Genomic DNA, 25533 nt, shown 5'->3' with positions numbered 1-25533 from the left:
CCCGGCCATGACGCGGCCTTTAGTGGTTTACTACTGGGGAAAGCAGATTCAACCGAGGATAAGCCACCCATGACGCAAAGCCAGTCAAGGCCCCGCACCCCGGCCAGCTGGCACCCGCCGGAGGAGCGGGCGGGCCTCTGGATCTTTACCCGGCTGCGCGACTTCATCGACGACATTGCCAACACCTCCCCGGCCCGGCTGGCCCTGAGCGCGTTCGCCGCCGTCTGCCTGGTGTTCACGTTCCTGCTGTCACTGCCGGTTTCCTCCGCGGACGGCACGGCCACCCCGTTGCACCAGGCCCTGTTCACCGCCGTCTCGGCGGTGTGCGTGACGGGACTGACCGTGGTGTCCACCGCCGTCCACTGGTCGTTCTTCGGCCAGCTCGTGATCCTGGTGGGCATCTTCATCGGCGGCCTGGGCACCCTGACGCTGGCGTCATTGCTGGCCCTCATGGTCAGCAAGCGGCTCGGCGTCCGCGGGAAGATCATCGCCGCCGAATCCATGAACAACGCCGGGCGGCTGGGCGAAGTGGGCACCCTGCTGCGGATCGTCATCACCACGTCCGTGGTCATCGAAGGCATCCTGGCGCTCACCCTGATTCCCCGGTTCCTGACCCTCGGCGAACCCTTCTGGCAGTCCGTGTGGCACGGTATTTTCTACGCGATTTCCGCGTTCAACAACGCCGGCTTCACACCACACTCGGACGGCATCGTCCCCTATGAGACGGACCTGTGGATCCTGGTCCCGCTGATGGTGGGCGTGTTCCTGGGCAGCCTCGGCTTCCCGGTGGTGATGGTGCTGCAGCAGAACGGCCTGAACTGGAAGAAGTGGAACCTGCACACCAAGCTGACCATCCAGGTTTCCTTCATCCTGCTGGTGGCCGGAACGTTCCTGTGGGCGCTGATGGAGTGGGACAACGCCCGCACCATCGGGCCCATGGGGTTCGGGGACAAGGTCACCCATTCCCTGTTCGCCTCCGTCATGACCCGTTCCGGCGGGTTCAACCTGGTGGACCAGAACCACATGGAGTCCACCACCAAGCTGTTGACCGATGCGCTGATGTTCGCCGGCGGCGGTTCAGCCTCGACAGCCGGCGGCATCAAGGTCACCACCATCGCCGTGATGTTCCTGGCCATCATCGCCGAGGCCCGCGGCGACGCCGACGTGAAGGTGTATGGGCGCACCATTCCGCAGGGCACCATGCGGGTTGCCATTTCCGTGATCGTCGCCGGCGCCACGCTGGTCTCCGTGTCGGCGTTCCTGCTGCTCCACTTCAGCGGCGCGTCCCTGGACCGGGTACTGTTTGAGACGATTTCGGCGTTCGCCACCGTGGGCCTGAGCACCGGCCTGAGCGCCGAGGTGGGCCCCGAGGGCGTCTACGTGCTCACCGCGCTCATGTTCGCCGGCCGTGTGGGTACGGTAACCCTCGCAGCCGCGCTGGCCCTGCGGCAGCGCAGCCAGCTGTTCCACTATCCCGAAGAGAGGCCCATCATTGGCTAGTTCGTCAGAAGCACCCCGGCGTCCCGCCCACAATGCTCCGGTGCTGGTGATCGGCCTGGGCCGGTTTGGATCCTCCACCGCCGAGCAGCTGGTAAAGCAGGGCCGTGAGGTCCTCGCGATCGAACGGGACCGGAGCCTGGTGCAGAAGTGGGCGCCGCTGCTCACGCACGTGGTGGAAGCGGACGCCACCAACATCGACGCGCTGCGCCAGCTCGGCGCGCAGGAGTTCAGCTCCGCCGTCGTGGGCGTTGGAACCTCCATCGAATCATCGGTGCTGATCACCGTAAACCTGGTGGACCTGGGCATCGAGCACCTGTGGGTCAAGGCGATCACCCCGTCCCACGGCAAGATCCTCACGCGGATCGGCGCCAACCACGTCATTTATCCCGAGGCCGACGCCGGCGTCCGGGCCGCGCACCTGGTCTCCGGCCGCATGCTGGACTTCATCGAGTTCGACGACGACTTCGCCATCGTCAAGATGTACCCGCCGCGCGAGACGGTGGGCTTCACCCTGGACGAGTCGAAGGTCCGGTCCAAGTACGGCGTCACGATCGTCGGGGTGAAGTCCCCCGGGGAGGACTTCACCTACGCCCGTCCGGAAACCAAGGTCTCCTCCCGGGACATGCTGATCGTGTCAGGCCACGTGGACCTGCTCGAACGCTTCGCGGCCCGGCCCTAGCCGAGCTGCCGGGTAATCTCCGCTGCACGGTCCGCCGCGGCGCGGGCCCCGGCTGCGATGATGGACGGAATGCCCTGTTCGTCGAACGTGGCGATGGCCCGCTCGGTGGTGCCGTTGGGGCTGGTGACCGATTTGCGCAGGGCTGAGGGGTCGGCGCCGGGTTCGGCGAGCATGAACCCTGCCCCGGCCACCGTTTCCCTGGCCAGCAGCACGGCCAATTCGCGGTCCAGGCCCAGTTCCTCCCCGGCCGAGGCCATCGCTTCGGCAAGGTAGAAGGCGTAGGCGGGGCCGGAGCCGCTGATGGCGGACAGGGCATCAACCTGTTCTTCGGGGACCTCCACCACGGTGCCGGCGCCCTGCATCAGGTCCTTGACCGCCTGCAGCTGTTCCGGTGTGCAGTGGGTGCCGGGCGAGACGGAGATGACGCCGCGGCCCAGCCTGGACGGGGTGTTGGGCATGGTCCGGATGACGGGCTGGCCCGGCGGCAGGGCAGCTTCGAGCTGCGCAATCGAGACGGCGGCCGCCACGCTGACCACCACCGTGCCGGGTGAGAGGGCCGGGCTGATCTCGCGGGCCATGTCCGCGATGCCTACCGGCTTCACACCCAGGATCACGACGTCGGACCCCTTGGCTGCCTGCCGGTTGTTGTCCGGTTCCTCCTCGCCGGCGATCGCGGTGATGCCGTGGTAGCGCTCGGCCAGCTCAGCCGCGCGTTCGGCCCGCCGGACGGTTGCCACGATGTCCGCCGGATTGGTACCGGCTTCCACCAGGCCGCCGAGGATGGCTTCGTTCATGGACCCACAGCCAAGGAATGCGATTCGGTTGCTCATGGGTCCATCATTGCAGGACGCCCCCATTCACAGGCAACTCCCATCTTCAGTGCAGGGAGCGCACAACTTGTGGTCCTAACGTAGTAAGTACCTCATTGAGGGTGCGAGTGATGCGGCAGGCATGGGGATGCCTGCCAGGGCACCGGCGGCGGCAACAGGTTTTCCCCCATTTTCCTGTTGACGCCCCGGTGCTTCCGCGTTTAACGGTGTCGTTTGGCCACGCGCGGCGCCTACCGGCGGCCGCGGGAAGCCGTCAGAAGGTGGGTTGTACGGCCGGCGGGGCTGCAATGTGCGGGGCGGGCTCCAACGGCCCGTCGAAGACCAGCTGGTCCAGCCGGCGCAGGATGAGGCCTTCGCGCAGCGCCCAGGGGCAGATGCGCAGTTTCTTGAACTTGAAGAGCTCCAGCGCTGCCTCCGCCACCAGGGCTCCCGCCAGGAGCTGGTGGGCCCGGGCTTCGGAAACCCCGGGAAGGTGCAGCCGGTCCTCGGCTTTCATGGCGGAGATCCGCTGGGCCCAGACGCCCAGGTCCGTGGCGTTCAGTTCGCGCTTGACGTACGGGCCGGCGGCGCTGGGGGCTGCCCCGGCAATGCGGGCCAGTGACCGGAAGGTCTTGGACGTACCGGCCACCAGGTTGGCCCGGCCCAGTCCGTCGAATTCGCGGACCGCCGGTTTGAGGGTTGCCCGGATGTAGCGCCTCAGCTCCTTGACGCTCTTGGCCGATGGCGGGTCCTCGGCCAGCCAGTCGCGGGTCAGACGGCTGGCTCCCAGGGGCACTGAGGTAGCGACCTCGGGGAGCTCGTCCTGGCCGAAGGCCATTTCGAAGGAACCGCCGCCGATGTCCAGGTTGAGGATCGGTCCGGCGCCCCAGCCGTGCCAGCGGCGGACGGCGAAGAAGGTCATGGACGCTTCTTCGCTACCTGTGAGTTCCTGCAGGGTCACCGTGGTTTCGTGTTTGACCCGCGCCAGGACGTCGGGACCGTTCGTGGCCTCGCGGATGGCGGACGTGCAGAAGGCCAACAGGTCCTCGGCCTTGTGCCGGGCGGCGAACTCCCACGCCTCCAGGACGAACTCGGTGAGCTCATGCTGGCCTTCGTCGCTGATGCTGCCGTCAGGTTCCAGGTACTGCACCAGGGACAGCGGCCGCTTGTGCGACGCGAAGGGCACGGGCCGCGCCCCGGGGTGGGCGTCCACCAACAGGAGGTGGACGGTGTTGGACCCGATATCGAGGACGCCTAGACGCATGGTGACATTATTGCTCGTCAGCGCGCTTGAAGTCGCGCTTGATGTTGGCCACGCCCTCCGGGTTGATCTCGAACCCGTAGGCTGCGCCGGGGTTGATCACCAGGCCCAGCTCGTCACCGATGTTGGCGATGATGGCTGCGCCCTGGGTGCCCAGGACGTTGGGCGCCGCTTCCAGGTACTGCTGGTCCACCCGGTTGGGGTGCGAGAACACGGCCAGGACGGGGTCGCCGTCGGAGTTGGACAGGACCAGCGGCTCCACCTGCGAGTCCTCACCCTCAACGGTGTCGGAGCTGACGAGGTAAACCTCGCTGTTGAGGAAGGACAGGATGACGTCCACGGGGTTGGCGTCGGGCTGCCCGCCGGTGGCGAGCTTCTCCTCAAGGTCGTTCAGCGGACTCGGATCGATGTGCGCGGGCTGTTCAGTCATTCCCCTAGCCGATCACGATCCGGTGGCCGGCGCAAACGCGCCGGCCCCGCTCCTATTTCTTGGCCGCAGCCTTCTTGCGGGCCGGCGCCTTGCGCGTGGCGGTCCGCTTGACCGGCCCCTTGGCCCGCTTTTCGGCCAGCAGTTCCACCGCCTGTTCCCGGGTGAGTTCCTCCAGAGACGTGGCGCGCGGAACCGTGATGTTGGTGATGCCGTCGGTGATGTAGGGCCCGAACCGGCCTTCCTTGACCACGATGTTCTTTTCCGAGACCGGGTCGGGGCCGAACTCGGCCAGCGGCGGCACCGCTGCACGGGCGCCACGCTGCTTGGGCTGGGAGTAGATTTCCAGCGCCTGTTCCAGCGTGATGGTGAAGATCTCCTCTTCCGTGCCGATGGAGCGGGAATCGGTGCCCTTCTTCAGGTAGGGCCCGAACCGGCCATTCTGCACGGTGATGAGGTTTCCTTCGGCATCCTCGCCCAGGGCCCGCGGCAGGCTCATGAGCTGCAGCGCCTCATCCAGCGTGACGGACTCGACGGTCATGGATTTAAAGAGGGACCCGGTGCGGGGCTTTGCCTTCACCGGCTTCTTGGGCGGCTTGGGCTTGCCGTTCTTGTAGTACTCCACCGGCTGGTTGGCCAGCTCTTCGGCGGTGATCTCCGGAATGATCTCGGTGACGTAGGCACCGTAGCGGCCGTTCTTGGCAACGACGGTGTGCCCGGTGTGGGGATCGGTGCCCAGCACCCGTTCCTCGGGTGCCGCCGTCTCCATCAGTTCAACGGCCTTGGCGGCAGTCAGCTCGTCCGGAGCCAGGTCCTCGGGGACGTTGGCCCGGGCCGACTCGACAACCTCGCCGGTTTTCGGGTCCACCGTGGCGGCGGAGCTTTCCAGGTACGGGCCGAACTTGCCCACCCGCAGCGTGATCTCGTCCGTGATCGGAATGGAGTTGATTTCCCGTGCATCGATCTCGCCGAGGTTGTTGACGATGCTCAGCAGGCCGGGATCGGAGTCTTCACCGAAGTAGAAGTGCCGCAGCCAGGAGGCGCCCGCCGCCTGCCCGTTGGCGATCTTGTCCAGGTCGCCTTCCATGTCCGCGGTGAACTCGTAGTCCACGTAGTCCGAGAAATGCTGCTCCAGCAACCGGATCACGGAGAACGCGATCCAGCTGGGCACCAGCGCCGAGCCCTGTTTCCGGACGTAGCCGCGGTCCTGGATGGTGGAGATGGTGGAGGCGTAGGTGGACGGGCGGCCGATGCCGCGCTTTTCCAGTTCAGCCGTCAGGGACGCTTCCGTGTAGCGCGGCGGCGGGGAGGTTTCGTGCCCCACGGCCACAATGTCGGAGGCCGTCAGGGAATCACCCTTGGCGACGTTGGGCAGCCGGCGGGCTTCGTCGGAATCGTCGTCGCCGCGGCCCTCGTCCTTGCCTTCCTCGTAGGCGGCCAGGAAGCCGGGGAAGGTGATCACCGTGCCGGAGGCGCTGAACTCGGCGTCCCGGCCGTCGGTGGACACCGCACCCAGGCGGATGGTCGCCGTCGAACCCTTGGCGTCAGCCATCTGCGAGGCGACGGTGCGCTTCCAGATCAGCTCGTAGAGGCGGAATTCGTCCCCGGAGAGCTGGGAGGCCACCTGCGCGGGGGTCCGGAAGGAGTCACCGGCGGGGCGGATGGCCTCGTGGGCCTCCTGCGCGTTGGCGGCCTTGTTGGAGTAGACCCGCGGGGAGCCCGGGATGTATTCGGGACCGTACAGCTCGGAGGCCTGCCGGCGTGCAGCCGTGATGGCTTCGTCGCTCAGCGCCGAGGAGTCGGTACGCATATAGGTGATGTAGCCGTTTTCGTACAGCCGCTGGGCGATCTGCATGGTGCTCTTGGAGGAGAAGCGCAGCTTGCGGCCTGCATCCTGCTGCAGCGTCGAGGTGGTGAACGGCGCGGCCGGGCGGCGGGTGTAGGGCTTGGTCTCAACGGAGCGGACGGCGAAGGCGGCGTCCTGCAGTCCGGTGGCCAGGGACGCGGCGAGTTCCTCGTTGAGGTGGACGACGTTCGTGGAGGTGAGCACGCCGTCGTCGTTGAAGTCGCGGCCGGTGGCCACCTTGGCGCCGTCCACGGCGGCGAGCTTTGCCTTAAAGGAGGACGCGGAGCCGGAGTCCGTGCCGAACTGGCCGGTCAGGTCCCAGTAGGACGCGGCCTTGAAAGCCATGCGTTCGCGTTCACGGTCCACCACCATGCGGGTGACCACTGACTGCACCCGTCCGGCGGAGAGGCCGCGGGCCACCTTGCGCCACAGCACGGGGGAAATCTCATAGCCGTAGAGCCGGTCCAGGATGCGCCGGGTTTCCTGGGCGTCCACCAGGGCGGAGTCGACGTCGCGCAGGTTGCCCATGGCGCGCTGGATGGCTTCCTTGGTGATTTCACCGAAGGTCATCCGGTAGACGGGGACCTTGGGCTTGAGCACTTCGAGCAGGTGCCACGCGATGGCTTCGCCTTCGCGGTCCCCATCGGTTGCGAGGTAGAGTTCGTCGGCGTCCTTGAGCGCGGCCTTGAGCTCGGTCACCTTTTTCTTCTTGTCCGGGGACACCACGTAGTAGGGCTTGAAGTCGTGGTCGATGTCCACAGCGAACTTCCCCACCGAGGTTTTCTTCAGTTCGGCGGGGAGCTCGGACGGCTGCGGCAGGTCGCGGATGTGACCGATGGAGGCCTCAACGATGAAGCCCTCGCCGAGGTACTTGGCGATGGTCTTGCTCTTGGCCGGAGACTCCACAATCACGAGTTTCTTGCCGGTTTTGGCCTTGCTTGGCACGGTGCTCCTACAGAAAAAGGTTGCTGGGGCAGATGAGCCCATATTGGCCTAGTTCACCATATTTTGGACAATCCTGCGCATTCGGTGTGGAAAACAGGGGGCCCGGAACCGGCCGCGGGGAGCCGTCCGAAAGGGTCAGGTGCCGGCCGGCAGGAGGAAGCCGTCGCGCACCAGGTTTCCGACGTCGGCGAGCAGCCGTTCGCGGAAGGACGGCGCGCCGCCGGCGGGGCCCCCGGCACCCAGCAGCGCTTCGAGGGCACCGGCGATCTGCCCTGCCGTCAGGTCGCCGTCGCACGCCGAAACGAAGCCCGCGAGCTCCGTGCTGAGCAGGTTGGTGCGGCGCAGGCCGGCTCCCTGCCGCAGCAGGATCACGCCCGGGTGTTCGGCGCCGGGACGCTGGTGCCGTTCCTCAGTGACGTCACCGGCCACGAGCAGGTGCGTGTCCTCCAGGGTGTTCGCCGCCAGCCAGTCGCAGCGTTCGACGGCGGCACCAAGGTGCGGCCCCACGGGCTGTTCGATCGGGTAGGTGATTTCCTCGAAGCGGCGCAGCACAGGTTCGGGGCCGCCTGCAGAAACTGCAGCGGGCCTGCGCAGCCACACCATGCCGAAGCCGATGCCCTCGACGTCCCGGGACGCGAAATCGGCGAGGTACGCGGCATAGGCGTCGCGGTAGTGCTGCCGGTCGCGGCCCTCGGAGGCGTCCTGCAGCCAGGTTTCGGCGTATTGTTCGGGGCTGACCTGCTCCCGCTGGATGAACCAGGCGTCCGTCCCGGGCTTAACCCAGGATTGCGGACGCTCCTGCCATTCGGTCCCTGCGGCAACCTCCCAGTTGCCCAGCATCTGCGCGGTGCCGCCCGGCGCCAGCACCGCGGGCAGCCCCGCCACGAGGGACGCCACGATGTCGTCGCCCGGCAGGCCGCCGTCCCGGTAGGTGAACTGGTCCGCGGCGTCCTCTCCGGCGCGGCGCGGGGTGATGACGAACGGCGGGTTGGAGACCACCAGGTCAAACTCCTCGCCGGCCACGGGCTCCAGGAGGGAGCCCAGGCGCAGGCTCACCCGCCCGGCCAGCCGGTCCGGGTCCACGGACAGGGCTTCGGCGTTGAGCAGGATGTTGAAGCGGGTGAACGCCAGGGCCCGTTCGGAGATGTCAGTGGCCGTGACGTGTTCGCAGTGGTGCAGCAGGTGGAAGGACTGGATGCCGCAGCCGGTGCCTAGGTCCAGCGCCCGGGCGGTGTGGCGCCGGATGGTGGTCTGCACCAGGGTGGTGGAGGCCTGTCCGATGCCCAGGACATGGTCGTGGCGCAGGACGCCCTCCTGCTGGTGCGCGGCGAGGTCGCTGGCCACCCACAGTTCGGCGCCGCCGCTGCCGTCGTCGTTCTTGTCCCACCCGTACGGACGCAGGTCGGCCCTGGCGGCGAGCAGGCCCGAGCCGGGTACGGGCCGCACCAGGCCAAGCTCCACCAGGCCTTCCGTCCGGATCTCCGGCAGGGCGGCGTCGAGCGTTGCCTTCTCCTGCGGCTCAGCCAGCAGCCACAGGCGTACGACGGCGGCCAGCGGACCTGCTGCCGCGTCTTCCCCTACAGCCCGGTCCACGGCCAGCGCCGCGGGGATCACCTGGTCCCGGTTCAGCGCCGCGGAGGCCGACGGGCCGAGCAGGCGGACGACGCCGTCGAGGGTGTAGTCCAGGCGCCGCAGGTCCGCCGCGAGGGCGTGCAGCAGGTCCGGGCGGTCGCTGCGCGGAGCGTCGGGGGTGTTGCCGGCGGTGAACTCAAAGCGGGATTCAGGCATCGGACAAGTTTAGTCCGCCCGCGGGCAGGCGGTAGCGTGGAAGCATGCCTTCCAGCCTTTCCTTCCTTCCGCGCGCCCGTGGCCGGTCCGCTGCCGCCCTGGCCGTCGTGGCTGCTGCCGCGCTGGCAGGATGTTCCCCACTCGTCTCGGTGGAAAACGCCGATGTGCCGCAGTGGCGCGCCACCGCGCTGCCCACGGCCGGGGGTGCCGTGCTCGACGACGCCGGCAAGATCCTGAACCGGGACCGGATCATCCGTGAAGCGGCCGACGTGCCGGCGGGCACCTACACGCTGACGTCCACCTGCGACGGCGGCGGCAAGGCCTTCTTCGCCGTGTCGTTGAACGGCGCTGCCCTGACCGAGGCCGGGGCGGCCTGCAACGGCAGCAAGGAAACGGCGAGGATCACGCTGCCGGAATCCGGCCGCCTCGAGATCAGTGCGTCCAGCGTCGACGCCCCGCTCCTCTACGCCTACCGGCTGGCCCCCGAACAAGGACGCTGAACCGGGGGTCCTGCTCTGGCAGGCGGGGCGCCGCGGGCATAAAGTCGGAATATGCCCAGCGTGCGGAAATCCGCCGCGCCCCCATCGGTGGGGGTTCCTCCCGTGCGGACATCACGGGCAACACCGGCGCGGCCGCCGGTTGCCGCCGTCGTGCTTGGCAGTGTGCTGGCGGCCATGGTGCTGGGCGGATGCGAGTACACGTACGACGACGGCCGGAACTGGTCCGCGGCCGCGGAACAGGGCAGCACCGGAACGCCGGGACCGCTGTTCACCCGTGACCCGCTCACGCGCGACCCCGTCGCAGAGTCGGAGGTTGAGGGCTGGGCGGCCCGGACACTGCCGGAAACGCCGCAACCGGCTGTCCATGCCGGGGCCGGGCTGCTCCGACCCGGGGAGGTGCGGACGGACGAGTCGCCGGTGCTGGACACGGGAACCTACGCGCTGGCCCTGGCCTGCCGAAGCCAGCGGCGGGTGGCCTTCACCGTCCGCAGCGACACCCTGACCCTGGTGGACCTGGGCCTCCGGTGCGGCATTACGCGGGAAAACGTCATCTACCTGTCGGCCCGTTCCAGGCTGGTCATCACCGCGGAGGCGAGGACCGGCGCAAACTACGCGTTCAAGCTGCGCAGGCTGTGACGGTGGAGAGTGTGGCTGCGCAGGCTGTGGCCGTGTTCAGGCTGCGCATCCGCCGGGGCAGCGGAGGGTCTCCGGGCTGGCGGCGCAGTCGGCACAATACAGGGTGAGGGTGCGGCAGCTGGGGTTGGAGCAGTTCTCGAACTTGCTGGTCGGAGCCTTGCAGCGGGTGCACTCCCCGATGGTCTTGGCTTCGTCGCTGAACTCGAGGTGCATGCGCTTGTCGAAGACGTACAGGGAGCCCTCCCACAGGCCCTGGTCCTTAAACGCTTCGCCGTAGCGGACAATGCCGCCGTCCAGCTGGTACACCTCTTTGAAGCCGCGGTTGACCATCAGGCTGGAGAGCACTTCGCAGCGGATGCCGCCGGTGCAGTAGGTCACCACCGGTTTGTCCTTGAGGGCGTCATACTTGCCGGAGTCCAGTTCGCGGATGAAGTCGTGGGTGGTGGCCACATCCGGAACCACGGCATCCTTGAACCGGCCGATCTGGGCTTCGAACGCGTTGCGTCCGTCGAAGAAGACCACGTCCTCCCCGGCCTGTTTCCGCGCGTCGACCAGTTCGTGGAGTTCCTCGGGCTTGAGGTGCTTTCCGCCGCCCACCACGCCGTTGGCGTCCACGGTCAGCTCGGCGGGGGCGCCGAAGGAGACGATCTCATCCCTGACCTTGACGCTGAGCCGCGGGAAATCGTCCGCGCCGCCGTCGGACCACTTCACGTCGATGCCGCGGAAGCCCTGGTATTCGCGGGTGGTTTTGACGTACTGCTTGACGGCGCCGATCTCCCCGCCCACGGTGGCGTTGATGCCGTCCTTGGAAATGAGGATCCTGCCCGTCAGGCCCAGCTTCTCGCAGAGGGCACGCTGCCACAGCCGCACAGCGTCGGGATCGGGGATGGGGGTAAAGCCGTAAAAGAGGACGATTCGGTTCAAAGCCACGTATTTAAGGGTATCCGGCTTTCGGCGCCGGCCGGTCTGTGGCCCGGCTCATCACAATTGCATAAGCTCCCTGTTGCTTATGTTCGGGCTGGCATAGTGTTCATGCCATGAGTCCCGAAACCATGATTGAAGACATTACCGGCCTTCTTGAAGTGTGGGTGGCAGGCTGGGCGGGCTGCCGCGGGTACCAGACAGCGACAGAGGGCCGTTTCCCCGCTGCGCTCCGGGCAGACACCAGCGGGGAATGGGAATACTTCGCCGCCGATCCCACGGACCAAGAGTTCGCGGCCCTCGCCGCCAAAACGGCCGAGGCGGGCCCCCGGGTCCTGACCATTTTGACGAACGATGTTCCCCGCTACACCGAGCTGGCCGCCCGGCACGGGCTGAACGTCACTTCCGATTCCCAGACCATGATGATCGTGGACATGGAGACACAGGACGCCGAGGACCCGTGGCTGTCCGACGACGACCTGTCGCTCTCGACGTCCACCCACCGCGGCGTGCACTATGCCGAGGTGCGCTCGGGTGAGGCGCTGGCCGCCAGCGGGCGTGTCTTCGTGGTGGGCGACACCGCCATCTTCGACAAGATCATCACCGAGCCCGCCTTCCAGCGCCGTGGCCTGGGCAGCTTCATCATGCGCGCCCTGGCGGCACAGGCGTTCGAGCACGACGTCCAGAACGGGCTGCTGCTGGCCTCCCTCGACGGCCAGAAGCTGTACTCCCACCTGGGCTGGAGCACCGTTTCCCGCGTGCTGATGCTCTCCTCCTCGCATGACGGATCCGATCTGTCCCTGAGCTAGGCTGCCACCGGCGGGCGCTGCACCGTTTCCCGCGTGCTGATGCTCTCCTCCTCGCATGACGGATCCGATCTGTCCCTGAGCTAGGCTGCCACCGGCGGGCGCTGCACCGTTTACCCCGACGGCGAACCGGGACGGCGCCGCCCGTCCCGGGTGAAACAATATTGGGGTGAACCCCCATGACTCCCTGCTCCCCCTGCTGGGCCGTGGCCCGGACCCGGAGCAGCTGCGTCATGTCCGCACCATCCCCGCCCGCGCGGCGGTCCATGAGCCGTGGCCGCAGTGGGTGCACCCGGACGTGGTGGCCGCGTATGGCCGCCTGGGGATCCACGAGCCCTACCGGCACCAGGTGGAAGCGGCGGACATCGCCCACGCGGGCGGGCACGTGGTGGTGGCCACCGGGACGGCGTCCGGAAAATCGCTGGCCTATCAGCTGCCGGCGCTGGACGCCATCCACCGTTCGGAGCTGCGGGTCCTGGCGGACCCGGGAAAAATCCACGACGACGGCGCAGTCACCCTCTACCTCTCCCCCACCAAGGCGCTGGCCGCCGACCAGCTCAACGCCATCCGGGCCCTTGGCCTGGATACCGTCCGGGCTGAAACCTACGACGGCGACACCGACCCGGCATCCCGGCGCTGGATCCGGGACCATGCCAACTTCATCCTCGCCAACCCGGACATGCTGCACTTCGGAATCCTGCCCAACCATGCGTGGTGGGCCGGCTTCTTCCGCCGGCTGCGCTATGTCATCGTGGATGAGGCGCACAGCTACCGGGGCGTCTTCGGCTCCCACGTGGCGAACCTGATGCGGCGGCTCCGCCGGATCTGCGCCTACTACGGGGCCGGCTCCTCCTTTCCGGAGCCGGTGTTCATCGCCGCGTCCGCTACCGCGTCGGACCCCGACACGTCGTTCGGCCGGCTGATCGGGGCCCCGGTGACCGCTGTTTCCCGGGACGCCTCACCCCACGGATCCACCACTGTGGCGTTCTGGGAGCCGGCCCTGATGGAACTGCGGGGCGAGAACGGAGCCAAGGAGCGGCGGACCGCGGTGGCGGAGACGGCCGACCTGCTGGCCAACCTGGTGTCGGCGCAGGTCCGGACCATCGCGTTCATCAAGTCCCGGCGCGGTGCCGAATCGATCTCGACCATCACCAAGCGGCTGCTGGACGAGGTGGACCCGAGCCTGCCGCAGCGGGTGGCCGCGTACCGGTCCGGGTACCTGCCGGAGGAACGCCGGGCAGTGGAGAAAGCCCTGCGCTCCGGTCGGCTGCTGGGGGTTTCCAGCACATCGGCGCTGGAGCTTGGCATCGACATATCCGGGCTGGACGCCGTCCTGGTGGCGGGTTGGCCGGGCACCAGGGCTTCGCTTTTCCAGCAAATCGGGCGTGCCGGCCGATCCGGACAGGAGGCGCTGGCAGCGTTCGTGGCCAGCGACGACCCCCTGGACACGTTCCTGGTGAACCATCCGGAGGCGATCTTCGACGTCTCGGTTGAAGCCACGGTCTTTGACCCCTCCAATCCCTATGTGCTGGGTCCGCACCTGTGCGCCGCCGCCGCGGAGCTGCCGCTGGGGCGCGGCGAGCTGGGCCTCTTCGGTGACAGCGCACAGGGGCTGCTGGACAAGCTGGTGGCGCAGGGGTACCTGCGGCGCCGTCCGGCGGGCTGGTTCTGGACCCATGCCCAAAGTGCCGCGGCCATGGTTAATCTGAGGGCCGACGGCGGTGGTCCGGTGAGCATCGTTGATGCGGAGACAGGCTCGCTGCTGGGCACGATGGACTCGCCGCAAACCCACTACCAGGCGCACACCGGTGCCGTGTATATCCACCAGGGGGACAGCTATGTGGTGGAGGACCTGAATGAGGAGGACCACTGCGTGGTGGTCCGCCGCGCCAACCCGGACTACTACACGACCGCCCGCGACGTGACGCAGATCGAGGTGCTGGAAACCCATCGGACCATGCAGTGGGGTGACGTGACCGTGCACTTTGGCGATGTTAAGGTCACCACCCAGGTGGTGTCCTTCCAGCGCAAGGCACTGATTTCCAACGAGATCCTCGGCGAGGAGCCGCTGGACCTGGGAGCGCGGGACCTGTTCACCAAGGCGGTCTGGTTCGTGGTGGACAACCGTTCCCTCACCGCGGCAGGGCTGATCGAGGCCCAGTTCCCCGGTGCGCTGCATGCCGCCGAGCACGCAGCGATCGGACTGCTGCCGCTGGTGGCGTCCAGCGACCGTTGGGACATCGGCGGCGTTTCGACAGCCCTGCACGCCGATACCGGGGTGCCCACCATCTTCGTCTACGACGGGCATCCCGGCGGAGCCGGGTTCGCCGAACGCGGTTTCGAGAAGGCCAGGGTATGGCTTTCAGCCACCCGGGACGCCATCGAGGCCTGCGAGTGCGAGTCCGGGTGTCCGTCCTGTGTCCAGTCGCCCAAGTGCGGCAACAAGAACAACCCGCTGGACAAGTCCGCCGCCGTGACCCTGCTCGGCGTCCTCTTGAAGGATGCCACCGAGCCGGCGGCGACGGACCTGCCACCACGTGCCCAGGCGCGCTAGAAGCAATCATTCAGCAGCAACACGACGTGCCGGCACGCGTACACGTCCGGGCGTCCGGGCTGCACGGCACTGCCTGAGAACCTGCCGGCGGCCGCCGGATCCGCGGGAGGTCCGGCACTCAAGGCGGCGGACCGGCCCGGGACCGCCCGGTTGCGGCGCCGAGCACCGTCCTGTCCAGCAGCTCCGTCCGGACTTCCAGCGTGTTGCCGGCGCCTTCGACACAGCTGAGGACCGTGGCGGCATGGCGCAGCGCCACCTCCCGGGCCACCGCACAGGGTTGGCCTGCCGTGATGCCACGCAACGCGTCGGCCCCCGCCAGTGCGGCAAGGTCCGCAGCCGATGCCGCCCGGCTTGCGTGGACCGCGGATTGGGCCAGCAGCATCACAACAGTGGCGGCCACCAGGACCACCATGGCCAGGCCGGCTGCCAGGACGGTTCCGGATCCCCTTTCCCGGTGATCCGTCACCGGTTGCCCTTGCCGTCCGTCAGCCCGCTACCAACTGCCGGTGCGGCTGTCCGCTCTGAACGGGTGGAGGCCTGCGCGGAGAGCGTCCACGGTATGGACGTGCCCAGCGGGCCGCCGACGCGGTCCGTGACGGTGATGCTGAACCACTCCCCCTCCGCGGCCACCGTGGCGGTCGCGGTGCCTCCTGCCAGGGACCTGACCGTCTGTTCCACGGCCGCGGGGTCCTCACCGCGTGCCAGTGCCCTTGCGCCGGACCGCGCCCCTTCTTCAATGCGCAGCTGCGTGGCACCTGCGGCGGCACCGGCCAGGAGCAGGGCCAGCAGCGCCACGACCACCGGCAGGGTGACCGCGAATTCGGCCGTGACGGCGCCCCGGGACCGCAGTGCCGCCTCCCCGTTTGCCGTCCCGGGCGCGTCCGGCGCGGGTGTCACGGCAGTGCCAGTGCCGTGCGGATCAGGTTCAACAGGAATCCCCTGACTTCCTCACTGCGGAGGATGAACACCAGGAGTCCTGCGAATCCGACGGCTGCCAGGGTGGCAATGGCGTACTCGGCGGTGGCCATTCCCGCTTCCGACCCCATCAGGCGGAGGGACCGCCGCTGCCGGCGGGAGCCGCCCCATTCGGGATGCAGCTGGATGACGTTGTCCGGCAGGGTTCCCGCCGCCTTCCCGGCAGGCCAGGATTCCTTACTCCCGCTCCGTTTGGCCCCGGCGCGGGCCGCGAGCGCGGCCGTCCCGTCAACGGCGGCTGGTCCGCCGAAGCGGCGATGGTGGTTCATGGTCATGGTGACTTCCTTCCGTCATGCCGGTGGCTTTCCGGCTGGTGTCGACTCTTCCGGTGCGGGCAGCTGCCGGTAAGGTGCCTGTTCGGCTAAGTGGATAAGCGGTGGCGCACCGGGGTTGTGGAGGACTGGACGGTGCAGCACGTTCCACGCCGGGAAAGCCGGCACGGCATGCAGGAAGTCGGCACAAGCGCAGGCACAACCGCAGGATCGGCAGCAGAACCCGCAGCAGCGCCAGCGGGCTTGGAGGCCGGCTCCGGCCGGAAAGGCGAGTGACCCGGGACGTGCAGGCGCTCAAGAGCCCGACGGGACCAGGGCCAGCAGCACCGGAACCACACCCAGGCAGATGAAGGCCGGCAGCGAGCACAGCCCCAGCGGCACCACCAGCTTGACGCCCAGCGAGGCGGCACGCTTCTCGGCCGTCCGGAAACGTTCCCGCCGGAGCCGGGCAGCCTGGGCATAAAGGATCGCCGAAGACGGGGCTCCGGTCAGTGCCGCGAAGCCCAAGGCATCCCGCAGCTCCAGGATTTCCGGCAACCGGACCGCTGAACTGCGCCACGCCGTATCCCAGTCCGCTCCGATGGCCAGTGCCGCCACCACCGGGCGTAGGGCATCGCTGTAGCGGGCCGAGGCCGAGGCCGCCACCAGTTCCAGCGCGCGGCCGATCCCTGCCCCGGCGTCGAGCATTGCCGCCACCAGTTCCAGCATCATGGCCGTGTCGGCAAGGCCGGGGCCGCCCCTGCTGTCCGGTCGACGGGCGCGCGGGCCTTCGCGGGAGCCCGGGCCCGCGGCGGCTCCGCGGAGCAGCGGCGGCAGGTTCCGGAGCCGGTTCCGTGAACTGCCGCGTCCCGAACAGGCCAGCCAGGATGCGGCAGCGAGAACCAGGAAGACGGCGGCAGCCGCCGGCGCCTGGCCGGTCACAGGGCGCCTGTTCCTGCGGCGGCCGCAACCAGGCGGGCGGACCAGAGCCGGCCGGCGATGGTCAGCACCACGCCGCCCACCAGCGCTGCCAGCCCCAACGGCGTACCGAGGAGCATGGCAAGCGGGTCCACGCCCAGTGCCGCTCCCAGGCCCAGCCCGATCAGCGGCAGCCAGCTCAGCAGTGTGACCGTCGCTTTGGGGCCTGCCAGTGCCGTTTGCCGTGCCGCATCCGCATCGTCCTCCACTTCAAGCTGGGCTGCGAAGCGGGTCAGGACATCGGCGAGCGGGCAACCACTGGCCTCCGCGATGTCAAAGCACGCCGCCAGTTCCGACCAGATCCTGGCCTCGCGGCCCCTGCCGGGAAGGGCCACCGGGAGTGCCGCGCGGATACCCGCCGACACCGGGGTCCCCCGGGCGGCAGCGGCCCGGGCGGCCAGCATGACGTTCAGGGAACCCTCCTGAAGGTGTCCACCCGCCGATCCGGGTGCGGCGGATCCGGCGGCAGACGCTGCTGGTCCGTAGACCGTCCACAGTTCGTCCCAGAGCCGGGCCGGCGCCCGGCCTCCTTTGAGCAGCGCAGCGAGCTGCTGGACCACCAGGGTCATGGGGGAAGTCCCTGCAGCCGCGGCCTTGCCCTGGCGCCGCCTCCCCTTGCGGGAATTCCGGCCCGTTCCGCCAACGCCGCCCGGGCCGGTGAAGCCTCCCGCCTGCCCGGGCGGCAGGCTGACAGCCTTACGCAGCCGGGCCGACGTTCCCTGTGGTGGCCCGAGCAACAGCAGCGCTGCCAGGCCAAGGGCGGCTGCCAGCAGGAACGTCACTCCGCCTCCTCCGGATCCATTCCGAGCCGGGCAGCCAGACGGGGCCAGGCCGGTCCGGGGATTCCGGCTGCGGTTTCCAGCGCCGGAACCACGGCCAGCCCCTCCCGGCCGTCAACGAACAGGCCGATGCATGTGACTTCCCTGCCCCTGGGAGTGCGTTCGACATGGATGGCGACGTCCAGTGCACTCGCGGCCTGGAGCCGCACACCGTCAGGCCCCATGCCGGCGAGCGCGCCCAGGGCGGTCAACCTCGCGGGTACTGCCGCTGCCGTGTTCGCGTGGATGGTGCCTCCCCCGCCGCTGTGCCCGGTGTTCATCGCGGTGAGGAGTTCGCGGACCTCCGCCCCGCGGCACTCCCCCACCACCAGCCGGTCGGGACGCATGCGCAGGGCCTGGCGCACCAGCTCACCGAGGTCCACCTCGCCGCCGCCTTCCAGGTTCCCGTGCCGGGACTCAAGGGCAACGATGTGCGGATGGACCGGGTTCAGTTCGGACGCGTCCTCGATGAGGACCAGCCGCTCGGCCGGGGCGCACAGCCCCAGCAGGGTTGACAGGAGGGTGGTTTTTCCGGACCCGGTGGCACCGCTGACCAGGAAGGAAAGCCGGCGTTCCACGACCCTCTCCAGCACGGTCTTCACGATGTTGCTGAACATTCCCCCGCGACGGAGTTCCTCCATGCCGAAGACCCGTTCCCGCCGGATGCGGATGCTCAGGAGTGTTCCTGCCGTGGAGACCGGCGGCAGCACGGCGTGGACGCGGTACCCGCCGGCAAGGCGGACATCGACGCAGGGCGAGCCGTCGTCGAGCCGCCTGCCGCCCGCGGCAACGAGCCTGCACGCCAAGGCCCTGAGCTGGGCTTCGCTGTCGAAGGACACCGGCACCTGCTCCATGCCCCGGCCCCTGTCCACCCAGATGGAGTCCGGTGCGTTGGCGAAAATATCCGTTACGCCGGGGTCCCGGGTCAGTTCCTGCAATGGTCCCAGTCCGTTCAGTTCGGCGCTGATCCGCTCCACCGCGGCCAGTGCCCCCGCGGTGCCCAGCAGTTTTCCCGAGGCCTGTACGGCGGCAGCCACCCGGGAGGGAGTCACGGCCCCGGCCTCGGCCATCATCGATTCCCGGACAGCTTCGAGCAGGCCCGCGTCCACGGGACGGCGCAGCGGCGGCGTTCCGGAACCGGGATCATCCCTGCGGCCAGCCGGGATCCGCAGGCTTCGTCGGGACACGGCCGGGCCGGCCGGTGCAAAACCCTTAGCCTGGGCAAAACCGTCAGCCGGCGCGGGGCCGGCAGCCCGCATGCTGTGTTTCATGCCGGCGCACCCACGGGCAGGCCCTCGCCGAGGGCGTCCAGCACAGCCCCTGCGAACTGCCGGACTTTACGCCGCCGTCCCAGGTCCAGGAGCCGTCCTGACTCCGTGGCGGCCGCCACGCCCCGCAGCTCCGGCAGGCGGCCCAGCACGGGAAGGCCGATGGCGTCTTCGAGGAGGGGCCCGTCCAGGGCTGCCCCGGGATTGCCGCGCAGCAGCACAGTGGCTTCCACTGGCGGAAAATCCTGCAGCATCCGGACGGCCGCCACCGCAGCCCGCAGCTGGGACGGCACCACCATCATGATGCGGTCGCAGTCCCACGCGAAGGACTGGAGCGGTTCCTCCCGCCGGCCAATGTCCACGACCACCAGTTCGTACCCCCGCCTGGCTGCATCAAGGACACCAAGGACGGTGGCAGCCCCCACCGGGACGGGCTGCTCACGGCTCGCCGGCCAGGACAGGAACGAGAAACCGCCGGCCACCGGGAGGGACTCGGCCAGCTGGGCGGGGTCGACGCTGCCCCGGGCCTCGGCCAGGTCCGGCCAGCGGAGTCCGGGACATTCCTCCGCGGCCAGGGCGAGTTCCAGGCCGCCCGCCCATGGGTCGCCGTCCACCAGCAGGACCCTGGCACCCATGCCGGCGGCAGCTTGCGCTATCCAGATGGCGGCAGTGGTGGCACCGGCACCGCCGCAGCCCCCGGTGACACCAAGGACGAGGCCACCCGGCCCCGGCGCCCGTGAACGGCTCAGATGGTCGGCCAGCCAGGCGGCGGCGTCCGGCAGCACAGCCACCCGTTCGGCCCCCAGCGCGGCAGCCAGATGCCAGAGGCTGTCGCCTTCGCCGTCTGTCCCTACCAGGACCGCGGGTGCACGGCGGCGGGGAGGCAGTTCCCGGATATCGCTCCCGACCAGGACGGCGGCTGCCCCGTCCCAGTGGCGTCCGCCCTCTGCCGGATCCGCCACGACGCGGAGGTGACCGCCTGCCGCGGCAACGATCCGCTCCACCTCGGCCCGCAGCACCGCTGACCCGGTGGCGAGCAGGATTTCGGCGGAAACTTCCGGCAGCCACGCAGTGTCCGGTCCGCCCGCTGCGTTGCGGGCCCGGGAACGTGCGCCCCCTGCCGGAGCATCTCCCGGGGGTACGGGCAGGAGGTTGTCAGGGCCGGTTGCCGGAGGGTGTAGCTGGTGCCTGCTCATGGAGCCACTCTCCATGCTGCCGCGGGTCCGGATAAGGGCTGCCCGGGGCTATGTGGAAAACACGGAGCGCCAACCGGGCACAATGGGAGCATGTATGTCCTGCTCGCCGCCCACCCCGCCGGCGCTGCAGTGCAGGAACTCACCCCAGCGGGTGACCCCGCCCCGGGCAACCCCGAGGCCCGGACCGTCACCCAGGGTGACCTCCCCGCCGTAGTGCGCGCCCTTGAGGACCGGCGGCCGCGGTGGATCTGGCACCGCACCCAGGACTGGTATCCCGGCCTCCTGCAGGCAGGGGTGGAACTTGAGCGCTGCTACGACCTCAGCCTCTGCGGAAACATTCTGGCCTTCTCCGAGTTCGCCGCCCACACCGACTATGCCCGCACCGCCGAGCGGACGGCGGTGGATGACCCGGCCATGCCGCCCAAAACGCTGCTGCCGCCCGCTCCCCCGGCAGACCAGGGGGCCCTCTTCGACGCGGTCGGCGCCGGGCCGGCGCCGCGCCACACCCTCGAGGAACTGAGGCTCGAGTACGCGGCCCAGCAGGCCGCGCTTGCCGGGGTAAGCACCGACGCCAACATGCGCGGCAGGCTGCAGCTGCTGCTGGCCGCGGAATCAGCCGCCGCAATGACCGCCGCGGAGATGCAGCACACCGGGGTGCCGTGGCGAGAGGACCTGCACGGGGACATCCTGGCCGGCCACCTCGGCCCCCGCCCGGCCCCGGGACACCGCCCGGCGCGGCTCGAACAACTGGCCGCCGAACTCCGCGGTCTCCTGGGCGTGCCCGCACTGAACCCGGACTCCCCGCAGGAACTGATGCGCGCCCTGCACCGCAACGGCATCGAGGTCAAGAGCACCCGGAAATGGGAGCTGCGCGAGTCCAGCCACCCGGCCATCGGCCCGCTCCTGGAGTACAAGCAGCTCTCGAGGCTGCATACCGCCAACGGCTGGTCATGGCTCGATGCATGGGTGGACGGCGGCCGGTTCCGGCCTGAATACGTGGTGGGCGGGGTGGTCTCCGGCCGCTGGGCGTCCCGCGGCGGTGGCGCCCTCCAGATCCCGCGCCAGGTGCGCGGTGCCGTCCACGCCGACCCCGGCCACAAACTGATTGTTGCCGATGCCTCCCAGCTGGAGCCCCGGGTGCTGGTGGCGCTGGCCCGGGATGCAGTGATGGCGGAGGCGGCCCGGGACCAGGACCTCTACGCAGGCATCGCGGAGAAGGGCTTCGGAGGCGACCGTGCCAAGGCGAAGGTGGCCCTGCTGGGTGCCATGTACGGCGCGACGTCCGGCGAGTCCGGCCGCCTGATGCCGCAGTTGGCACGCACCTATCCGCGGGCCGTGGACTTCGTCGAACGGGCCGCCCGCACCGGCGAATCCGGCGGCACCGTAACCACCCGGCTGGGCCGCAGCAGCCCGCCGCCGTCTGACCGCTGGTACCAGAGCCAGCGCTCCGCCACCGCGGAGGAGCAGCGCCGGGCCGAGGCGATCGCCCGGTCGCGGGGCCGCTTCACGCGCAACTTCGTGGTCCAGGGCTCCGCGGCGGACTGGGCCGCGTGCTGGCTGGCGGAATTACGACGGCGGCTCCGCACCCTGCGTGCCGACGGCGCCGGGGCACGGGCCGGCGGGGGCCCGGAGCTGGTGTTCTTCCTGCACGACGAGGTGATGGTGCACGCACCCGCGGATGCCGTGGACGCTTGCACCAGGGCCATCGAGGAGGCCGCCGCCGCTGCCAAGGAACTGCTGTTCGGCCGCATCCCGGTGGAATTCCCGGTCAGCATCGCCGTGGTGGACTCCTACGACCGGGCCAAATAACGGCCCCGAACCAGGCATTCATACCCATATGACGGCAAAAGTAACCTACCGGGCAGTAGCTCGACGGGGTGCGTGACGCGGATTACAGTCGATAACGGCGACTGATGCAGACCGGTCGGGCTGATGCAACGAAGCACACCAGGGGAGGTCCGGCATGGCGGGCAGATTTGAGATTCATCGTGCAGGGGACGATTCGTTCCGGTTGAGGCTGACGGACGCTGAAGGCAACATCGTTGCCGTGTCGCCGAGCTTCAAGTCATTGAGCAAGCTGCGGGACGGCGTGAACGCAATGCGGGAGGCCGCGGCGACCGGAATAGTCGTCGACCGCCGCCAGCAGCAGGCCTGAGCCTGCTCCACATACCGGGTGGCCGCGCTCAACGGCGCGCGCGGCCACCCTATGACTTTGTTTGTCAGACGCCGATGGGATGCAGCCGGGTGCTGTCCCACGGCACGGACCAGCCCAGCTGGTCGAAAAGACCGCTGAGCACTATCCCGGTGAACCCCCAGACCACCACGCCGTTCACGGTGAAGGCCGGGCTGTCGAAGGTTCGCCCGGCCCGGTGGACGGTGGCCATGACCCTGTTGTCCGGGTCCAGGAGATCGCGGACGGGAACCCGGAACACCTGGGCGGATTCGGCGTAGTCAACCACCCGGACCGGGGTGGGCGAGCGCCACCATCCCAGCACGGGTGTCACCAGGAAGTTGCTGTGGGCCAGGCCCAGCTCCTGCAGGGTGCCCAGGACTTCCACGCCATCGGCATCAAGCCCGGTTTCTTCTTCAGCTTCCCGCAGCGCGGCGTCCACCGCGGATTCGCCGGGATCAACGCTACCGCCCGGAAAGGCCACCTGGCCGGGATGCGAACCCAGCGTGTGGGCCCGTTCCAGGAGGAGCACGTCCAGGTCTGCCGGGGCCAACGGCTTCCCGGAAACGGCCGGCACGTCATCCAACGTGCCGAACAGCATCAGCACCGCAGCGCGCCGCGCCAGTTCCGCATCGACGGTCAGCGCTGCCCAGCGTGGATCCGGCGTGGTGTTCGTCCCGGAGGCTGCCCGGCGCGCAAGGCCCAGGAGGTCCTCCCTCGCGCTCACACAGGCCTCCGCTGCGAAGCCATCCGGATTTCCGCCGCCCGGTGTGTTTCGGCCAGCAGTTGTTCCAGGAGTGCCTCGTTGCCAGGGGCGAGCTCATACTTCAGGAGCTTGGCGGCCTTCGCCGAGTCCGTCTCCCCAAGCCCGTAACTGGGGCACCAGTTGGCCACCGGGCAGGCGCCGCAGGCAGGTTTCCGCGAGTGGCAGACCCGGCGGCCGTGGAACACCACGCGGTGGGACAGCATGGTCCAGTCCCGCGGTTCGAAGAGTTCGGCGACATCGGATTCGATCTGCACGGGATCATCGGACAGGGTCCAGTTGAAGCGCCGCGCCAGCCGGCCGAAGTGCGTGTCCACCGTGATGCCGGGGATGCCGAAGGCGTTTCCCAGGACTACATTGGCAGTTTTGCGCCCCACCCCGGGAAGCGTGACCAGGTCCTCGATCCTGCCGGGCACCACCCCGTCGTATTCGTCCACCAGGCGGGTGGCAAGGGCCAAAAGGTTCCGGGACTTGGCCCTGAAGAACCCGGTGGGCTTGATGATTTCCTCCAGCACCGCCGGGTCCGCCTCAGCCATGGCCCGGGCATCCGGATAGCGTCCGAAAAGCACGGGCGTGACCAGATTGACGGTGACGTCCGTTGTCTGGGCGGACAGGACGGTGGCCACCAGCAGCTCAAAGGGGTTGGTGAAATCCAGTTCCGCGTGGGCGTAGGGATATTTCTCCGCCAGCGCCTTGTTGATGCGCCGTGCGCGCCGCTTGAGGGCCAGCGCCGACTCGGAGGAGACCACCGGCATCCCGGGCGACTGGCCGGGCACGGCGCCCGGTGTGCCCGGTGCAGTCCCGGCCGCCCGTCCCTTGCCTCCGGCCCTCGGCGCAGCCATGTCGGCTAGCCGCGCTCGATGTTGCTGAGATCCCGCAGGACCCCCAGCCGCCCGTCGGTGTGCTGCACCAGGAACTCGTGCCCCCGGTCTTCCAGCGCCAGAACCCAGCCGCCTGGTTCGATGACGAAGGCCGGCGAGCCGGTGCCGGGATCGAAGGCAGTGCGGTGCTGTGCCACAGCGAACCAGAAGGCTTCATGGACGGGGTGCTCGTCGTCGTGGTGGGTGGACGGATCGACGGTGGCGCCGATCGGTTCCTCGGTACGGATCTGCTGGTGCACGGCGGTGGCCGCCGGCGGTTCCCACGTACGCTGCGGCGCCGGGGCAGCCGCGGCATTGCCGGCGTCGTGCGTGGATTCCTGGCGCCCGGCGGACGCTGCAGCCAGGTCCGCGTACCGGGTTTCCTCGGCGGCGGAAGCCGCGGGGGCGGCGTCCGCAGGGCGTACGACGTCGGCGGCCTGGGTGGGCGGTCCGGCATCCACCTCGGGTGCGTGGTCGGCCGCCTCCGGGGCGGTGGAGACGGGGGCAGCTGCCGGAGCAGCCGCGGCGGGAACTGCGGCGGTGGCCGGCACGGACACCTGGTGCCCCGCCGGCTGGTAGCCTGCGTGCTGGCCGGCGCCGGCCTGGTCCTGGCCGGTATGGTCCTGGCCCGTGTGGGTGTTGCCTGCCTGGCCCTGGCCCGTGTGGTTCTGTCCCGCCGGCACGGCGGAGGATCCTGCACCGGCTCCGCCGAACAGCTTGCCGCCCAGGCGCGGCTTGTGGCTGGCCTCGTGCTTGTGGTGCGAGCCCGGCGTGCCGTTGGCCCCTGGCTGGGCGGCGGGCTCAGGCTTGGGCTGCTTCGGTGTTCGCGGCGCCGGAGCAGGGGCAGCTGCGTCCCTGGCCATCACGTGGGCCGGAGCCTCGCTTCGGCCCTGGAAGTCACTGGAAAGGTAGGGAATGAACCGTCCCAGGACGGTGGCCGCGAAGAGGATCACCGAACCGATCAGGCCCACCAGCAGGCTGGGGACGTAGGCCCCTGCCACCGAGATGAAGAAGAAGGCAAGGGCAAAGGACGCCGCTACGGAGGCGAACTGGTCCACCGAGAGGGATCCGACGCGCAGCCTGGTGGCGGGCGCCAGCCGGCGGGCGGCAAAGAGTGCGCTCACGATCAGCGGCAGGAGGATCCCGAGCCCCAGGAAGAAGAGGTTGTTCAGGTTCCACAGGTTGAAGCGGCCACCGAAAATGGGCAGCAGCGAGGCGATGAACAGGATGAGGGTGGCCGCAAAGACCGTCAAGTCCCTGACGGTGAACGGACCCAGCACTGCCTGGTTGGCGTCCTTCGCGAGGCGGAACGGTGTCCCTGCCTTCGCCGGCGCCGCCTGCTGGCCTGGTCCTGCCGCGGCGGACGGGCCGGTGCCTGCCTGCGTCTCGGGGCCGGTTTTCTGGCCGAAGCTCGGCTGGTTCATTCTGCTCTCCTTAGCGTGGCGGCACGGGCCCGGCCGAGGCCGGACCGGGTTGTGCCGTCGTAACACCGTTCCCTGGGAACAGGGCGCCGGGGCGCCCGGCCCCGGGGGCACGAAGTAAAGTCACAATTCCATATCAGCCTAGTCAACAGCCCGGCTGA

At 69.1% G+C, this 25533-nt stretch carries 24 protein-coding genes; 8 read left to right on the top strand and 16 right to left on the bottom strand.

Going from position 1 to position 25533, the window contains the following annotated elements:
- Positions 1-69 precede the first annotated feature (69 nt).
- Positions 70-1500: a TrkH family potassium uptake protein gene (locus AS031_RS00280; protein WP_058266163.1), complete on the top strand. Its 1431-nt coding sequence runs from the start codon at positions 70-72 to the stop codon at positions 1498-1500.
- Between the two features lie 40 nt (positions 1501-1540).
- A complete protein-coding gene (locus tag AS031_RS00275) occupies positions 1541-2179 on the top strand; it encodes a potassium channel family protein (protein WP_171059109.1) in 639 nt (212 codons plus the stop codon).
- Here the strand turns inward: AS031_RS00275 and proC are convergent.
- The 5 genes from proC to AS031_RS00250 all read right to left on the bottom strand — a co-directional run bounded on the left by proC (position 2176) and on the right by AS031_RS00250 (position 9255).
- Complete coding sequence (proC, locus tag AS031_RS00270; protein WP_058266161.1) at positions 2176-3009, bottom strand: pyrroline-5-carboxylate reductase; 834 nt, start codon at positions 3007-3009, stop codon at positions 2176-2178. The two genes, AS031_RS00275 and proC, sit on opposite strands and share 4 nt — an antisense overlap.
- Before the next feature lie 253 nt (positions 3010-3262).
- Positions 3263-4252, bottom strand: coding sequence for a Ppx/GppA phosphatase family protein (locus tag AS031_RS00265; RefSeq protein ID WP_058266160.1), 990 nt, complete (start codon positions 4250-4252; stop codon positions 3263-3265).
- A 7-nt stretch (positions 4253-4259) separates the two neighbouring features.
- A complete protein-coding gene (locus AS031_RS00260) occupies positions 4260-4679 on the bottom strand; it encodes an SseB family protein (protein WP_058266159.1) in 420 nt (139 codons plus the stop codon).
- 52 nt (positions 4680-4731) lie between these two features.
- Positions 4732-7467: a type I DNA topoisomerase gene (gene topA, locus AS031_RS00255; protein ID WP_058266158.1), complete on the bottom strand. Its 2736-nt coding sequence runs from the start codon at positions 7465-7467 to the stop codon at positions 4732-4734.
- A gap of 135 nt (positions 7468-7602) precedes the next feature.
- Positions 7603-9255, bottom strand: coding sequence for a N5-glutamine methyltransferase family protein (locus AS031_RS00250; protein WP_058266157.1), 1653 nt, complete (start codon positions 9253-9255; stop codon positions 7603-7605).
- A gap of 44 nt (positions 9256-9299) precedes the next feature.
- Here AS031_RS00250 and AS031_RS00245 point away from each other — a divergent pair, with 44 nt between their 5' ends.
- Positions 9300-9755 (top strand): hypothetical protein, encoded by a 456-nt coding sequence (locus AS031_RS00245; RefSeq protein ID WP_058266156.1) that lies wholly within the window; start codon positions 9300-9302, stop codon positions 9753-9755.
- Between the two features lie 51 nt (positions 9756-9806).
- Positions 9807-10391 (top strand): hypothetical protein, encoded by a 585-nt coding sequence (locus tag AS031_RS00240; RefSeq protein WP_058266155.1) that lies wholly within the window; start codon positions 9807-9809, stop codon positions 10389-10391.
- Between the two features lie 36 nt (positions 10392-10427).
- On the opposite strand, the gene trhO is transcribed toward AS031_RS00240, so the two are convergent.
- Positions 10428-11321 (bottom strand): oxygen-dependent tRNA uridine(34) hydroxylase TrhO, encoded by an 894-nt coding sequence (gene trhO, locus AS031_RS00235; RefSeq protein WP_058266154.1) that lies wholly within the window; start codon positions 11319-11321, stop codon positions 10428-10430.
- A gap of 107 nt (positions 11322-11428) precedes the next feature.
- Between trhO and AS031_RS00230 the strand changes: the two genes are divergently transcribed.
- Both AS031_RS00230 and AS031_RS00225 read left to right on the top strand, forming a co-directional pair.
- Positions 11429-12121 carry a GNAT family N-acetyltransferase gene (locus tag AS031_RS00230; protein ID WP_058266153.1) on the top strand — a complete coding sequence of 231 codons (693 nt, stop codon included), beginning with the start codon at positions 11429-11431 and terminating at the stop codon, positions 12119-12121.
- A gap of 166 nt (positions 12122-12287) precedes the next feature.
- Positions 12288-14672: a DEAD/DEAH box helicase gene (locus tag AS031_RS00225; protein WP_058266152.1), complete on the top strand. Its 2385-nt coding sequence runs from the start codon at positions 12288-12290 to the stop codon at positions 14670-14672.
- Between the two features lie 118 nt (positions 14673-14790).
- Here the strand turns inward: AS031_RS00225 and AS031_RS00220 are convergent, their stop codons facing one another.
- The 7 genes from AS031_RS00220 to ssd all read right to left on the bottom strand — a co-directional run bounded on the left by AS031_RS00220 (position 14791) and on the right by ssd (position 20158).
- Positions 14791-15138: an Rv3654c family TadE-like protein gene (locus AS031_RS00220; protein ID WP_074446890.1), complete on the bottom strand. Its 348-nt coding sequence runs from the start codon at positions 15136-15138 to the stop codon at positions 14791-14793.
- The gene (locus AS031_RS00215; RefSeq protein WP_058266151.1) at positions 15135-15569 is read right to left on the bottom strand and encodes a TadE family type IV pilus minor pilin; all 435 of its coding nucleotides are present in this window, start codon (positions 15567-15569) and stop codon (positions 15135-15137) included. The genes AS031_RS00220 and AS031_RS00215 overlap by 4 nt, the downstream gene beginning before the upstream one ends.
- Entirely contained in the window at positions 15566-15922 is a 357-nt protein-coding gene (locus AS031_RS00210; protein ID WP_058266150.1) for a DUF4244 domain-containing protein, read from the bottom strand. The genes AS031_RS00215 and AS031_RS00210 overlap by 4 nt, the downstream gene beginning before the upstream one ends.
- A 291-nt stretch (positions 15923-16213) precedes the next feature.
- Positions 16214-16840 (bottom strand): type II secretion system F family protein, encoded by a 627-nt coding sequence (locus AS031_RS00205; protein ID WP_058266149.1) that lies wholly within the window; start codon positions 16838-16840, stop codon positions 16214-16216.
- Positions 16837-17658 (bottom strand): type II secretion system F family protein, encoded by an 822-nt coding sequence (locus tag AS031_RS00200; RefSeq protein ID WP_058266148.1) that lies wholly within the window; start codon positions 17656-17658, stop codon positions 16837-16839. Before AS031_RS00200 ends, AS031_RS00205 begins: the two co-directional genes overlap by 4 nt.
- Entirely contained in the window at positions 17655-18965 is a 1311-nt protein-coding gene (locus AS031_RS00195) for a TadA family conjugal transfer-associated ATPase (RefSeq protein ID WP_228379527.1), read from the bottom strand. The genes AS031_RS00200 and AS031_RS00195 overlap by 4 nt, the downstream gene beginning before the upstream one ends.
- Entirely contained in the window at positions 18962-20158 is a 1197-nt protein-coding gene (ssd, locus tag AS031_RS00190; RefSeq protein ID WP_082641908.1) for a septum site-determining protein Ssd, read from the bottom strand. The genes AS031_RS00195 and ssd overlap by 4 nt, the downstream gene beginning before the upstream one ends.
- Positions 20159-20248: 90 nt before the next feature.
- Here ssd and AS031_RS00185 point away from each other — a divergent pair, with 90 nt between their 5' ends.
- Both AS031_RS00185 and AS031_RS00180 read left to right on the top strand, forming a co-directional pair.
- Positions 20249-21967 carry a bifunctional 3'-5' exonuclease/DNA polymerase gene (locus tag AS031_RS00185; protein ID WP_058266147.1) on the top strand — a complete coding sequence of 573 codons (1719 nt, stop codon included), beginning with the start codon at positions 20249-20251 and terminating at the stop codon, positions 21965-21967.
- A gap of 154 nt (positions 21968-22121) precedes the next feature.
- Positions 22122-22313, top strand: coding sequence for a YegP family protein (locus AS031_RS00180; RefSeq protein ID WP_058266146.1), 192 nt, complete (start codon positions 22122-22124; stop codon positions 22311-22313).
- 64 nt (positions 22314-22377) lie between these two features.
- On the opposite strand, the gene AS031_RS00175 is transcribed toward AS031_RS00180, so the two are convergent.
- The 3 genes from AS031_RS00175 to AS031_RS00165 all read right to left on the bottom strand — a co-directional run bounded on the left by AS031_RS00175 (position 22378) and on the right by AS031_RS00165 (position 25375).
- Positions 22378-23055 carry an NUDIX hydrolase gene (locus AS031_RS00175; protein ID WP_058266145.1) on the bottom strand — a complete coding sequence of 226 codons (678 nt, stop codon included), beginning with the start codon at positions 23053-23055 and terminating at the stop codon, positions 22378-22380.
- Positions 23052-23846: an endonuclease III gene (nth, locus tag AS031_RS00170; protein ID WP_058266144.1), complete on the bottom strand. Its 795-nt coding sequence runs from the start codon at positions 23844-23846 to the stop codon at positions 23052-23054. The genes AS031_RS00175 and nth overlap by 4 nt, the downstream gene beginning before the upstream one ends.
- Positions 23847-23938: 92 nt before the next feature.
- Positions 23939-25375: a hypothetical protein gene (locus AS031_RS00165; protein WP_058266143.1), complete on the bottom strand. Its 1437-nt coding sequence runs from the start codon at positions 25373-25375 to the stop codon at positions 23939-23941.
- Positions 25376-25533 lie beyond the last annotated feature (158 nt).

This window comes from Pseudarthrobacter enclensis, from assembly GCF_001457025.1.
Taxonomy (GTDB): domain Bacteria; phylum Actinomycetota; class Actinomycetes; order Actinomycetales; family Micrococcaceae; genus Arthrobacter; species Arthrobacter enclensis.
This window is presented reverse-complemented; position numbering and strand designations above follow the sequence as displayed.